This window comes from Sphingomonas floccifaciens (assembly GCF_042681125.1).
Taxonomy (GTDB): Bacteria; Pseudomonadota; Alphaproteobacteria; order Sphingomonadales; family Sphingomonadaceae; genus Sphingomonas; species Sphingomonas floccifaciens.
The window spans coordinates 42,730-56,270 of the sequence record NZ_JBHUFC010000008.1; the positions used below are offsets into that span (position 1 = coordinate 42,730).

12 protein-coding genes are annotated in these 13,541 nt (G+C 65.0%); 10 read left to right on the forward strand and 2 right to left on the reverse strand.

What is annotated here, in order from left to right; all coding sequences use genetic code 11:
- Positions 1-231 precede the first annotated feature (231 nt).
- The 8 genes from ACFSC3_RS16620 to adhP all read left to right on the forward strand — a co-directional run bounded on the left by ACFSC3_RS16620 (position 232) and on the right by adhP (position 8,997).
- Positions 232-2,493, forward strand: a complete 2,262-nt coding sequence (locus tag ACFSC3_RS16620) for a heavy metal translocating P-type ATPase (protein ID WP_232318416.1) — start codon at positions 232-234, stop codon at positions 2,491-2,493.
- Positions 2,490-2,873 carry a MerR family DNA-binding protein gene (locus ACFSC3_RS16625; RefSeq protein ID WP_064311242.1) on the forward strand — a complete coding sequence of 128 codons (384 nt, stop codon included), beginning with the start codon at positions 2,490-2,492 and terminating at the stop codon, positions 2,871-2,873. The genes ACFSC3_RS16620 and ACFSC3_RS16625 overlap by 4 nt, the downstream gene beginning before the upstream one ends.
- A 149-nt stretch (positions 2,874-3,022) precedes the next feature.
- A complete protein-coding gene (gene ubiM, locus ACFSC3_RS16630) occupies positions 3,023-4,192 on the forward strand; it encodes a 5-demethoxyubiquinol-8 5-hydroxylase UbiM (RefSeq protein ID WP_380941502.1) in 1,170 nt (389 codons plus the stop codon).
- A 19-nt stretch (positions 4,193-4,211) separates the two neighbouring features.
- Positions 4,212-5,726, forward strand: a complete 1,515-nt coding sequence (locus ACFSC3_RS16635) for an acetyl-CoA hydrolase/transferase family protein (RefSeq protein WP_115381585.1) — start codon at positions 4,212-4,214, stop codon at positions 5,724-5,726.
- Positions 5,723-6,133 (forward strand): group II truncated hemoglobin, encoded by a 411-nt coding sequence (locus ACFSC3_RS16640; RefSeq protein WP_064311245.1) that lies wholly within the window; start codon positions 5,723-5,725, stop codon positions 6,131-6,133. The genes ACFSC3_RS16635 and ACFSC3_RS16640 overlap by 4 nt, the downstream gene beginning before the upstream one ends.
- A 98-nt stretch (positions 6,134-6,231) precedes the next feature.
- Positions 6,232-6,993 carry a sterol desaturase family protein gene (locus ACFSC3_RS16645; RefSeq protein ID WP_064311246.1) on the forward strand — a complete coding sequence of 254 codons (762 nt, stop codon included), beginning with the start codon at positions 6,232-6,234 and terminating at the stop codon, positions 6,991-6,993.
- 112 nt (positions 6,994-7,105) lie between these two features.
- Positions 7,106-7,921: a universal stress protein gene (locus ACFSC3_RS16650; protein ID WP_064311316.1), complete on the forward strand. Its 816-nt coding sequence runs from the start codon at positions 7,106-7,108 to the stop codon at positions 7,919-7,921.
- Positions 7,922-7,974: 53 nt separating this feature from the next.
- Complete coding sequence (gene adhP, locus ACFSC3_RS16655; RefSeq protein WP_064311247.1) at positions 7,975-8,997, forward strand: alcohol dehydrogenase AdhP; 1,023 nt, start codon at positions 7,975-7,977, stop codon at positions 8,995-8,997.
- Positions 8,998-9,043: 46 nt separating this feature from the next.
- On the opposite strand, the gene ACFSC3_RS16660 is transcribed toward adhP, so the two are convergent.
- Positions 9,044-9,541, reverse strand: a complete 498-nt coding sequence (locus ACFSC3_RS16660) for an RrF2 family transcriptional regulator (RefSeq protein WP_115381589.1) — start codon at positions 9,539-9,541, stop codon at positions 9,044-9,046.
- Positions 9,542-9,656: 115 nt separating this feature from the next.
- Here ACFSC3_RS16660 and hcp point away from each other — a divergent pair, with 115 nt between their 5' ends.
- Both hcp and ACFSC3_RS16670 read left to right on the forward strand, forming a co-directional pair.
- Positions 9,657-11,315 (forward strand): hydroxylamine reductase, encoded by a 1,659-nt coding sequence (gene hcp / locus ACFSC3_RS16665; protein ID WP_380941503.1) that lies wholly within the window; start codon positions 9,657-9,659, stop codon positions 11,313-11,315.
- A gap of 105 nt (positions 11,316-11,420) precedes the next feature.
- On the forward strand, positions 11,421-11,912 hold the full coding sequence (locus ACFSC3_RS16670; RefSeq protein ID WP_084445248.1) for an ion channel: 492 nt from the start codon (positions 11,421-11,423) through the stop codon (positions 11,910-11,912).
- Between the two features lie 696 nt (positions 11,913-12,608).
- Here the strand turns inward: ACFSC3_RS16670 and ACFSC3_RS16675 are convergent.
- Positions 12,609-13,103, reverse strand: a complete 495-nt coding sequence (locus tag ACFSC3_RS16675; RefSeq protein ID WP_064311250.1) for a nucleoside deaminase — start codon at positions 13,101-13,103, stop codon at positions 12,609-12,611.
- Positions 13,104-13,541: the final 438 nt, after the last annotated feature.

A 13,541-nucleotide genomic window follows, 5' to 3' on the forward strand; every position in this document is an offset into this window, starting at 1 on the left:
TGGAGCCACGTGATGAACGACCCGCATTCTGACACCTCGGAGGGCGGCTGCGGTTGCTCAGGCAAGCCCGCTGTCGCGCTCGGTACTCCGTCCTGCTGCTCGGCATTTCTGGCTGCACAGACGACCCTTGCTGATCGTCGCGGTCACCAACACGTCAAGGGTGATGCGTGCTGCGGAAGCGGCGACACCGCTGCCGAGGTCGGCGATAAAGCGAAAGATCTTGTCTGCGGCATGACGGTCGACCCCGCAACGACGCGCCACCATGCCGAGCATGGACGGCACGCCTATCACTTCTGCAGCGCCGGATGCCGGACCAAGTTCATCGCTAACCCACAAGCCTATCTCGGCGACACAGAGCCCCCTAAGCCGAACGTGACGCCGGGTGCGATCTGGACGTGTCCGATGCACCCGCACATCCGCCAGGATGGTCCGGGAACCTGTCCTATCTGCGGCATGGCGCTCGAACCTGAAGAGCCGTCGCTCGATGATGCTCCCAACCCCGAGCTGGTCGATTTCACGCGCCGGCTGTGGGTCGCCGGCGTGCTCACGATCCCGCTGCTCGTCGTCTCGATGCTCGCCGAAATGCTCGGGGTTCACGTCGTCAGCGCCACGGCTTCCCCCTGGGTCCAGTTCGCGCTCACCGCGCCGATCGTGCTGTGGGCGGGATCGCCGTTCTTCGTCCGGGGGTGGCAGTCGATCCGCACCCGCCACCTCAATATGTTCACCCTCATCGCTATCGGTGTGGGCGCGGGTTTCCTCTACAGCTTGGTCGCGACGGTCGCGCCGGGTATCTTCCCCACCGCCTTCCGCACGCATGGCGGGATGGTGCCGGTCTATTATGAGGCGGCCGGCGTCGTCGTTGGGCTTGTGCTTGTGGGGCAGGTCTTGGAGCTGCGCGCCCGAGCGGCGACAGGCCGCGCCATTCGCGCGCTAATGGACCTCGCGCCCAAAACCGCGTGCCGCCTCCGCCCGGACGGCTCGGAAGAAGAGGTTCCGCTGGCCGATGTGGCCGTGGGCGATCGACTGCGCGTTCACCCCGGCGAAGCGCTGCCGGTTGATGGCGTCGTGGTCGAGGGCCGCTCCTCGGTCGATGAGTCCATGCTCACCGGGGAGCCCGCGCCGATCCCCAAGGAAACCGGTGCGGCCGTCACCGGGGGAACCGTCAACGGCACAGGAAGCCTGGTCATGGAAGCCTACGCAGTCGGCTCCGACACGATGCTCGCGCGCATCGTCCGCATGGTGGCGGAAGCGCAGCGTAGCCGCGCGCCTATTCAGGCGCTCGCGGATCGCGTCTCGGGCTGGTTCGTGCCGCTGGTGCTGCTGATCTCGGCCGTCACTTTCCTCGTGTGGATGCTTGTCGGCCCCGAGCCCCGCCTGGGCCATGCCCTCCTCAATGCAATTGCGGTCCTAGTGATCGCCTGCCCCTGCGCGCTCGGGCTCGCCACGCCCATGTCGATCATGGTGGCGACGGGCCGCGGCGCGCACGCCGGCGTTCTGGTCAAGAGCGCGGAAGCTTTACAGGCTTTCGAGAAGGTCGAGACGCTGGTGATCGACAAGACGGGCACGCTCACCGAAGGCAAGCCCAAGCTGGTAGCGATCGAGGTAGTCAACGGCGCCGACGAACGCGAGCTGCTGGCGCTCGCGGCCGCAGTCGAGGCGCAATCGGAACATCCGCTCGCCCACGCGATCGTGACCGGCGCGAGCGCGAAGGGATTGCAGCTCGGCCGGGTCGAGGGCTTCGCTTCGCAAACCGGCCTTGGTGTCAGCGCCACGGTGAACGGCCGCCAGGTCGTGATTGGCAACGCCGCGCAAATGCGACGAGTAGGGGCCAATCCCGTACCGATCGAAGCCTTGGCCGATCGTCGCCGGCGCGAAGGCGCCGGAGTCATGCTGGTGGCGATCGACAGCACGCTCGCCGGTCTCATCGCGGTGGCCGATCCGGTGCGGCCTTCCGCCCGCGACGCGATTGCGGCGCTCCGGCGCGAAGGGCTGCGGGTCGTCATGCTCACCGGCGACAATGTCACTACGGCCGATGCGGTCGCGCGCGCCGTGGGCGGCTTGGACGATGTGCGCGCCGATCTGAGGCCAGAGGACAAGGCCCGGATCGTGGCGGAGCTGAAGGCGAAGGGCGCTCGGGTCGCGATGGCCGGCGACGGGATCAACGATGCCCCTGCTCTCGCTGCTGCCGACGTAGGCTTGGCGATGGGCACGGGAACCGACGTGGCGATCGAGAGCGCTGGCATGACGCTTACGCGGGGCGATCTGTCGGCGATCGTGCGGGCGCGGCGCTTGGCGCACGCCACGATGCGTAACATCCGCCAGAATCTGTTCTTCTCGTTCCTGTTCAACGGGATCGGAGTACCGATCGCGGCGGGGGTTCTCTACCCCGTAGCGGGCATCCTGCTCTCACCGATGATCGCCGGCGCGGCGATGGCGCTCTCGTCGTTCACCGTCGTCCTGAACGCGCTGCGGCTCAACGGCGTGAAGCTGTGAACATCGGGGCGGCCTCGGATGCGAGCGGCGTATCGCAACGCATGATCCGGCACTATGAGAAGATCGGCCTGGTGCCCGCGCCGCCCCGACGCGGGAGCTACCGCGACTATAGCGGCGGTGACGTTCACCGGCTGCGATTTATCGCTAACGCGCGCGATCTCGGATTTCCGATCGAGGAAATTCGAACGCTGCTTGGCCTCTGGTCCGATCGGGAGCGGTCCAGCGCCGAAGTAAAGGCACTGGCGGAAGCGCGGGCGGCTGAACTCGGCCGTAAAGTGCGCGCCCTAGAAGCCATGCGGCGCACGCTGACCGATCTGGCGGGAACCTGCCACGGAGATGATCGGCCCGAATGTCCGATCATCGAGCGGCTTGCCAGGTAGGCACACCGAGCACCGATATACAGGCGACGTCCGTGATCGCGAGATCCGAACGCCCTCTTGATGGCCCGACCGGAGGGCTATGACTTTGACGGGCGTCAATTCGAGGGTGGCGGAGCCGTGCGATCTGCTTCGTTTAAGGATTGTAACACGTGATTCATGACATTCTGATCGTGGGCGGCGGCCCTGCCGGACTTGCCTTTGCGCGGGCGCTGGATGGCACCGGGCTCAGCATCGGCCTGGTCGAGCGGCAGCCGGCGGATCTGCTCGCCTCGCCGCCGGTCGACGGGCGGGAGATTGCGCTGACGCATCGGTCCGTGGCGACCCTGACCCGGCTTGGCGCCTGGGCGCATCTCGGACCCGAGGATATCTCCCCCTTGCGCGAGGCGCAGGTGCTGAACGGCGCATCGCGCTTTACGCTCGCCTTCAACACGGCGGGGACGGGAGAAGATCGGCTCGGCCAACTGGTTCCGAACCACCGCATCCGTCAGGCGCTGTTTCGCGCGATTGACGGCCAGCCGGGGCTGGACCTGATCACCGGAACGGGCGTGGCGTCAGTCGGCACGGATCGGGCCGGCGCACGGGTGAGGCTCGCTGACGGGCGCGTGCTCGACGCGCGGCTGCTGGTCGCGGCAGATTCGCGCTTCTCGGCGGTCCGAGAGCAACTCGGCATCGCCGCGGAGGTCAATCGGCTCGGGCGGTCGATGATGGTCTGCCGCGTCGCGCATGAGGGCGATCACCGGAGCATTGCGACCGAGTGGTTCGACCATGGCCAGACGATCGCCATGCTGCCGCTCAATGGCCGGCAGTCCTCGGCCGTGCTGACCCTGAGTTCAGGCCAGATCGAGCAGCTGGCGGCGCTGAACCCCGGAGCGCTCGGGGCCGAAATTACGCGCCGCTACGATGCGCGTCTGGGAGAGATGCAGGTGGTGGAGGGGCCGCATGTCTATCCGCTCGCGACCACCTATGCCCGGCACTTCGCCGCGACCCGCGCCGCGCTGATCGGTGACGCGGCCGTCGGCATGCACCCGGTCACCGCGCACGGTTTCAACCTGGGGCTGCAAGGCGCGACGACGTTGGCGGGACTGGTAGCTGACGCGGCGGCCAGGGGCGGCGACATTGCCTCCTCGCTGCTGCTGCGGCGGTTCGAAGCGACGCACCGGCTCGAGAGCCGGCCCATCTACGCTGCGACCAATCTGCTCGTCGGCCTCTACACCGATGAACGCCCCGCCGCGCGGATCGCACGCCGCGCCACGCTGAGGGCGGGTGCCCGCTTGCCGATGGTCCGCCAGACCATCAGCCGCTTCCTGATGCAGCACTGACCACGAGACGAGACCTTTCATGACGACCAGCCGTATTGCCGCCGCTGCCCTTCGCTCCCGAATCATGAGCGCCGAGGACGCCGCGGCGCTCATCACGTCGGGCAGCACGGTGGGGATGAGCGGCTTCACCGGCTCCGGCTATCCCAAGGCGGTACCGCTCGCGCTCGCTGCCCGGATCGAGGCGGAGCATGCCGCAGGCCGCGCCTTTCGCGTCCGCGTCTGGACCGGTGCCTCCACCGGGCCCGAGCTGGACGGGGCGCTGGCCAAGGCGGACGGGATCGAGTTCCGGCTTCCCTACAACTCCGATCCGCTCGCCCGCGAGAAGATCAATCGCGGCGAGATGGAATATTTCGACATGCACCTCAGCCAGGTCGCGCCCATGGCGTGGCAGGGGTTCCTAGGGCCGCTCGACACGGCCGTGATCGAAGTGACGGGTGTTCGTGAGGACGGATCGCTTATCCCCTCCTCGTCGGTCGGCAACAACAAGACGTGGCTGGACCGGGCGAGCAAGGTCATCCTGGAGGTGAACCGCTGGCAGAATGCGGCGCTGGAGGGGATGCACGACATCTATTATGGCACCCGCCTGCCGCCCCATCGCGTGCCGATCCCGCTGGTTCGGCCGGATGACCGGATCGGCCAGTCTTACCTCGCCTGCGACCCCGACAAGATCGTCGCGATCGTGGAGACGGACGCGCCGGACCGGAACCTGCCCTTTGCCGCGCCCGATGAGTCCGCACAGGCGATCGCGGGGCACCTGATGGAGTTCTTCCGCCATGAGGTGGCCATCGGGCGGCTGCCGGCCTCGCTGCTGCCGATCCAGTCGGGTGTCGGCAACATCGCCAACGCGGTGCTGACCGGGCTGGTCGACAGCCCGTTCGAGGACCTGACCGCCTATACCGAGGTGATCCAGGACGGGATGCTGGACCTGCTCGACGCGGGCAAGCTGCGCATGGCCTCGGCTACCGCCTTCTCCCTGTCGCCCGAAGCCGCCGCGCGGATCAACGCGAACATGGGCGCTTATCGCAGCCGTATGATCCTGCGCCCGCAGGAGATCAGCAACCACCCCGAACTGATCCGGCGGCTGGGCTGCATCGCCATGAACGGGCTGATCGAGGCAGACATCTACGGCAATGTGAACTCGACCCACGTCATGGGATCGCGAATTCAGAACGGGATCGGGGGCTCGGGCGATTTCGCGCGCAACGCCTATGTTTCGATCTTCATGACCCCGTCCACCGCGAAAGGGGGCAGGATCTCCGCCATCGTGCCCCAGGCGGCGCATGTCGATCATATCGCGCAGGACGTGCAGGTGATCGTGACGGAGCAGGGCCTGGCCGACCTGCGCGGTCTCAGCCCCAAGCAGCGGGCGAAGCTGATCATCGAGCGCTGCGCCCACCCAAGCTACCGGCCGATGCTGGAGGATTATTATGCGCGGGCGCGGGCCGGCTCCTATGGCCAGCAATCGCCCTCGCTGCCGGGCGAGGCGCTGAGCTGGCATCAGCGGTTCATCGAGACGGGGTCCATGCTGCCATGAGCGACGAAGAAACCGGCTCGGGCGAGGCGAACAAGGCCTCGCTCTTCGACCGTATCGGCGGCGAGGACGGCGTGCGCGCCGTCGTGGAGCGCTTCTACGATCTGATGGAGCATGAGCCGGCCTATGACGAACTGCGTGCGATGCACGAGGCGGACCTGCTACCCATGCGCATCTCGCTGACCGAGTTTCTGTCGGCATGGCTCGGCGGCCCTCGCACCTGGTTCGAATCTCGCCCAGGCACCTGCATCATGTCTATGCATCGTAACATCGCCGTGTCGAAGACGACGGCGGCCCAGTGGGTTCAGGCGATGAGCCGTGCGATGGCGGAAGCGCGGATCGAGCCCGCCCTCGGTACGCAGATGCAGCAAGCCTTTCTCCGAATGGCCGGCGCGATGATTCCGCGCTGATACCCTGCTTTCGCCAGCAAGTGCCGGTTTGACCGGCGTCAAACGACCGGGCCGTCTTCTCAGCTAGAACTTGCTGCGAATTGGACGGACAAACGAGAATGAGCAAAGCGGCAGCGGCACAGCCGTCATTCTGGAAGCGTTCACACCATCTCGATCGCATGACGTTGCGCGAGCTCGTGGCTGCATACTTCCAGCACTACACGATCCTTTCCTATCTGGCGCTCCTGGCCGGGTCGATCATGCTTTTCGTGCTGCATCCAGCGTCAGCGATCCAGGCCGCGGGCATCGTCGTGCTGATCGCGTTGGCCTATCCGCTGGTGTGGTACGGGCTCCATCGTTGGGTACTGCACTGCCACTGGATGTTCAAGGTGCCGGCGCTGGCCGCGGTCTGGAAGCGCATTCATTATGATCACCACCAGGATCCGAACCACCTCGAAGTGCTGTTCGGCGCGCTATACACGACACTGCCGACTTTGCTGATCGTGTCGGCACTTCCCGGATGGCTGATCGGCGGTACCGGCGGTGCGGCTGCCGGGTTTGCTACGGGTCTGCTGTGCACCTGTTTCTACGAATTCTTCCACTGCATCCAGCATCTTGCCTACAAGCCCCGTCTGCAATGGCTGGCGACAATGAAGGTGCGGCACATGGAACATCATTTCCATGACGAGACCGGCAACTTCGGCATCACGAATTTCGTTTGGGATCGTCTGTTCGGAACGCTGTACACGCGCGCTGACCGCGCGGCAAAGAGTCCGACCGTCTTTAACCTCGGCTACACCGCGGAAGTCGCAGCGATCCACCCGAAAGTGGCAGAGCTCTCCGGAGGAGTCGCGACGGGCCATCCGCGGAAGAGGAACTGAGCCGCGTGACTGAGGCCTGAGCGCGCAAGGAGGGAGTCGGCCCGTGCCGGCTGAGCAAGGTCGGGCAAGAGGTATGGGCGGTCGCTCGCCCCCACACGACACGGAGGTCTGCATGAGCTACAAGTCCGTCCTGGTCCACGTGGGTCCCGAGCCACCGAGCGCGGCGTCGCTTGCTGCAGCCGAGCAGCTTGCCCGACAATTCGATGCGACCCTTATCGGCGTTGCGGCTGAAGCGCTCGAACCGCCGGCGACGGGGTTCGAGGACGGTCTGCTCCTGCAGACGCTTCGAGAACAGGTCGAAGCGGATCTCGCGACCGCCGGTCAACGCTTCCAGGATGCCGTCGCCGAGAGCGGGTTGCAGACGAAGTGGCTTGCCATCCCCAGCGCGCCGGACCGAGTCATGGCGCTTCATGCGCGCGGCGCCGACATCATCGTCGCCAGTCGTCCTGCGGACGGCTTCGGATCGTCGCTACTCCCGTCGATCGCATCCTTGGTCCTCGATACGGCGACGCCGGTTCTGGTCACGCCGAGTCATGACCATCGGGAGCTCAAAGCCCAGCGTATCATCGTCGGGTGGAAAGACACGCGCGAGACACGTCGTGCGGTCACCGACGCGCTGCCGTTCCTGCTTGCGGCAGACCAGGTCATCGTGGCGGCGATCTGCAGGGAAGGCCGGTCGGACGAGGCCACCGGTCTGGAGGAGATCGTCGGGCGTCTCGAGCGACACGGGGTGCGCGCGGAAGGGAAGCTGGTGCCGCGCAGACAAAGGACCGTGGCTGATGACCTGGAAGAGGTCGCGCACGAGCATGCGGCTGATCTTCTCGTCCTCGGCGCCTATGGTCATAGCAGGTTGCGCGAGTGGGTCTTGGGCGGCGTCACGCAGGGTCTCATCGACCGTTTCTCGAGGTACCTCCTGTTCAGCCACTAGGAGGTCTTCTCCACCGTTAACCTTGCGAGTGAGATCGCGATGAGAGGTTTTTCATGACCAAGATGAAAGCTGCCGTAGCGCGCGCCTTCAAGGCGCCTCTCCTGATCGAAGAGGTCGATGTGCCGGCGCCCGGACCCGGTGAACTGCTCGTCAAGATTGAGGCGACCGGTGTCTGCCACACCGACCTCCATGCCGTCGATGGCGACTGGCCGGTGAAGCCGACCCTCCCTTTAATCCCTGGCCATGAAGGCGTCGGCTACGTCGCCGCGGTCGGCACCGGCGTCGCCGACATCAAGGAAGGAGATGCTGTCGGGATACCTTGGCTACACGATGCCTGCGGTCAGTGCGAATATTGTCAGACCGGCTGGGAGACGTTGTGCGAACACCAGCATAACAGCGGCTACAGCGTGAATGGCACCTACGCCGAATATGCTCTCGCCAGCGCACCGTACGTCGGCCACCTCCCGCCTGATCCGGATTTCGCCGCATTGGCGCCGATCTTGTGTGCGGGCGTGACGACGTACAAAGGGCTCAAGGAGACGGAGGCGCGACCCGGGGAATGGGTCGTGATTTCGGGCGTCGGCGGGCTCGGGCATGTCGCCGTGCAATATGCCAAGGCGATGGGGTTTCACGTCGCGGCCCTCGATGTCTCCGCCGACAAGCTCGCGCTTGCGCGGGAGCTCGGTGCCGATCTGGCGTTCGACTGCTCCGAAGGCGACGGCGTTGAAAAGCTGTTGCGCGCAACGGGAGGCGGCGCCCACGGCGTGCTCGTGACCGCAGTCTCGCCAGCCGCGTTCAGCCAGGCGATCGCGTGCACCCGCCGCCGCGGAACGATCGCTTTGGTGGGGCTGCCGCCGGGCGACTTCCCGACCCCGATCTTCGATGTCGTGCTGAAGCGGATCACCGTGAGAGGATCGATCGTCGGCACCCGCCGCGATCTGGCAGAGGCGCTATCTTTCGTGGCCGATGGGAAGGTCCGTACGTCCGTAATCGAGGAGCCGCTCGCGGCCGTGAACGACGTGTTCGACCGCTTACGTCAGGGCCGGATCGAGGGCAGGGCAGTCTTGCGCCCCTGATCGCGCGGTTTCCGCGGGCTCAAGCAGCGGGGCTGCGGCAGGCCGTCTAGGCTGCGCCAAAACGCTCTCTCGAGCTCACGTCGGTGAAGGCGCGATTGTCGTTGACGTCAGCGTAGGGAAGCGCCTTTCCAGCTGCCGCATTGCGCGGTTGACGGCCGACTTTCCTGTCCACGAGGTCCGCCAGCGAGTAGTCGCCGAGGACGCTCCAGAACGCCGCCATCGCCTCGTCGAGGATCGGCTCGAGGCGGCAGCGGGCGATCAGTCGGCAGCCTAAACAATCGACCAGCGGACACGAGGGCTCCGTGGCGCGGATCACATCCTTGAGCTTGATTGTTTCAGCGGTCCGCGCAAGCGAGATCCCGCCGCCGCGGCCACGTGCAGCTGCGATGAACCCGCGGACCGTCAGCAGGTTCGCGATCTTCATCAGGTGGGTGCGCGATATGCCCTGCGCTTCTGCCACCTCCGCGATCGACACCCGGCGACCGACCGCGGCGAGATAGATGAGCAGGCGCAATGCATAGTCGGTCTGCTTGGTCAGTTGCACCGCGCGACGATCTCCTTGCCTGCACTACCTCATGCAACCGCCTTCCAGGCACGAGTTTGACGCCGGTCAAAGTGCCGTCTGCAGCGGCGCTTAAAGTGGAGTTCAGAGTTCATCTTTGGCGAAGGGCCGTGCCATGTACTGCGTGCAATGCGAACAATCGAACAAAGGCGGATGTGCGGCCAAGGTAGGATCCTGCGGCAAGAGCGCGACCGTCGCCGACCTGCAGGACGTCCTGCTCCGCCTTATGCAGGGTGTCTCCGTCTACGCGGATCGTGCAGCGCGCGTCGGCGGCTATGATCGCCGGGTCAACGCGTTCACGCCACACGCCTGGTTCACCACGCTCACGAACGTCAATTTCGACGACAACCGCTTCGTCGCGTTGATCGCGGAGGCTTTGCGGATGCGTAACTCGGCGCGAGACCTTGCAACCCGCATGGGCGCTGACCTCACGGACCTGCCCGAGCCCGCCACGTGGCAGCCCGGCACCACAGCTTCCGAGCTGGCGGCGGCGGCTCCGTTCGCCGCGATCCAGCGGTTCATGGACCGCGATGGGCCCAGCATCGTCGGCCTGCGTAACCTTATCCTTTACGGGCTCAAGGGTACCGCTGCCTATAGCGAGCATGCGCGCGTGCTCGGCACCGAAGAGCAGGCAGTCAGCGCCGAGTTTCACCGGATCAGCGCGTTTCTCGCTTCCGACCCGACCGACATGGATGCGCTCCTGCGCGAAGCGTTGGCGCTTGGAGCGCTCAATCTCAAGGTGATGGAACTGCTCGATGCGGCCAACACCGGGCGGTTCGGGCACCCCGAAGTCACCATGGTGCGCATGACACCCAAGGCGGGCAAGGCGTTGCTCGTATCCGGCCACGACATGGGGGACCTCGAGACCATTCTGCTGCAGACCGAGGGCACGGGCGTCAACGTCTATACGCACGGGGAGCTTCTGCCGGCAAACGCATATCCAAGGCTCAAGAGGTTCCCGCATCTCGCCGGCAACTATGGCGGCGCCTGGCAGGACCAGCAGAAGGACTTCGCCGCTTTCCCGGGCGCGATCGTGATGACGTCCAACTGCCTGATCAACCCGAACCTCAAGGGCTATGCGGATCGGCTGTTCACGGCGGGGCCGGTGGGCTGGAACGGTATCGCACACGTAAGCGATCACGATTTCAGCCCTGCCATTACCCGTGCGCTGGCGCTTCCCGGCTTTCTGGAGAATGCGGTCGAGCGGACGATCCCGATCGGCTTCGCGCGCAACACCGTGATGGGTGTCGCCGATACGCTGCTCGGCATGATCCGGAAGGGCGATGTCCGCAATCTGTTCCTGATCGGCGGTTGCGATGGGGCCCGGCCCGGTCGCAACTACTTCCATGATCTCGCCGTCCACACTCCACAGGACAGCCTGATCCTCACTCTGGGTTGCGGGAAGTTCCGGTTCAACGGCGAGGACCTCGGCACCATCAACGGCGTGCCGCGGGTGCTCGACGTTGGGCAGTGCAACGATGCCTATAGCGCGATCCGCATCGCGACCGCTGTCGCCGATGCGCTCGGCTGCGGTGTCAACGACCTTCCGCTGCACTATGCGATCAGCTGGTTCGAGCAGAAGGCGACCGCGGTCCTGCTGACGATGCTGCATCTGGGTCTTCGCCGCATCCACCTCGGACCGACCTTGCCGCAATTCCTTACGCCCGACGTATTGAACGTGCTGATCGAAAAGTTCGACATCCGTCCCACCGGCGACGCACAGCAGGACCTGGAGGCGATGCTTCAGGCCGCCTGACAGTTCCCAGGACCGGGCATCGGCGGGTGACCTTCTGCCGTGCCCGCTTCGATGTCCCTCGCAGCACAGGCGGTCAGCTGGTGCTATGATCGCCTCGCGTGAGCAATGGCCGACCTGGAGAACGCAGCTCGCGCGGCAATCGTCAACGAGGAGGAGCGCGTGGTTCAGCTGGGGATTGCAACGGCGATGGTCGCCATCACAGTCGTCATGCACCTCGCGGGCCTTGCCCTCCTCGTCGCGCTGCTGCGTGGACATCGGCGCCGCTTCGGCGAGCGCTTCCGCGAGTGGTCGCAATTGGCGGCGATCTTGGGTGCCGCCTTTGGGCTTTTCGCGCTGCACACCGCGGAGATCTGGGCCTACGCTCTCCTGTATGCACGCTATGCCGGGTTGATCAACTTTGATGATGCTCTGTACTTTTCGACCGCCACCTACACCACGCTCGGGACGGCTGATCTTGCGCTTCCGAGCGCCTGGAGGCTCGTCGGTGCGATTGAGAGCGCCAACGGCATCATCTTGTTGGGCTGGTCGACCGCCTTCTTCGTTTCGGTGATTAATCGGATCAGGCTGTTCGAACAGGAGGCGAGAGGAAGCGGCTGATGCGCCCTCTCTTACCCAAACCTTCGAAGACCATCATGGTCGAACTCGATCTTCAAGAAGACGACCTTCAGCGTGTCGTTCACGCGTTTTACGCGCAAGTGCGAACGGACTCCCAGCTGCAACGCGTCTTCAATGGAGCCATCGGCGACTGATCCGACATTTTCAAGGAGCTTTGCGACTTCTGGTCATCGGTGATGCTGACAAGCCGGTCGCTCCAAAGGGCATCCCAGGGCTGTGCACCTCCGGCACGCTGAGGCCATGGCGACGTCCGCATTTGCACGCCTGGCTGCGACTGTGGGAGGAGACACCAACGAGATGCTCGCACCTGAGCAGGAATCAGCGCTGCAGGACAATGCGGCGCGGATCGCCGAGAGCCTCGCGCTCGGGATAGGTTCCAGCGTGGCGACGTTCCTGGCGCAGGCGTCAGGCCGGTAGCCTGCGCGCATACCTAAGCCTCGAGGAGCAGTGCGCATTTGCGGACAGGCCGTACATGGAATGCAACTCGGCACTAACCCATCAGCGTCGAACCGGTGGGAAGGTACCACAAGGTAGCCATTCCTGTGGTACCATACGATACGCACACCTGAGTGGAACTTGACCACCTTCGCCGGTAGGCCCGAACGCATCACAGCCTCTACCGCGCGGCAAGCGGTCGATGGCGTCGAAGCTGTCGTGTCCGGGAATCCAAGGGTGGGATCATAAATTCGCTTGCTCGTCGGCCGACAGATCCGCGTCCGGGCTGTAATAGAGCGACGCACATTCCTCAGCGAGGCAACCGCCCTCGATTTCGATGTCGTCCCGATAGGCATCGCCGATGAAGGCCAGCGTGTCGACGTGCTTCGCCTCAAAGTACATGGGGTGCACGTCCTCGCGCCCCGCGCCATAGACGACTCGGCCTACCTTCGACCAGATGGATGCCATGGTGCACATGCCGCAGGGCTGGAGCGTCGAGTAGAGCGTGGCGCCTCTCAGCTCCATCTCGCCGGTGGTCTCGCACGCGCGGCGGATCGCCATCATCTCCGCATGAGCCGTGGCATCCGGGAGCTCTTGGGTCTGATTGCGCTCGGCCGCGATGACTTCGCCATCCAGGACGATCACGCAGCCGAGCGGCGAGGTTGACGGATCCGACCCCTTGGAGCGCGCGACCTCAAGCGCCACGCGCATGTACGTCTCATCAGCGCCGACACACATTCTCTTCCTCCATCCGGTCGAACAACCGAACGCCTGCGGACGCGATCGGCTTCTCATGCGGCGAGGCAGATCGGCGACAATCTTAATTTCGGGCCTGAGGCCCGCTTACGAACGGCATTCGCTCGTTTGACTGCTCGCCAGCACGCCCAAATGGATACAGGCCACGCTGGCCCGCGAAAGCATCCGCTGGCCGGCACCGCTCCGCGCGCGGGTCTTGGCGCATCATCGGCTGGCGGGCCTGGACGTCGAGGACATTCTGGAGCAGTTTCGCGCGTGGCTTGTTGAGCGGGAGCAGCGCTTGCGTGAACGAACATCGCTGATCGGGTAAGGGCGCAACAAGCTCCTAAACACCTAACCTGTAGAGCAAATCTGTGTTGCTGCCGGTTAGAAAAGACACATTCTTCGCCAATTAGAAATGACACACGGTTGTTAGCAGCG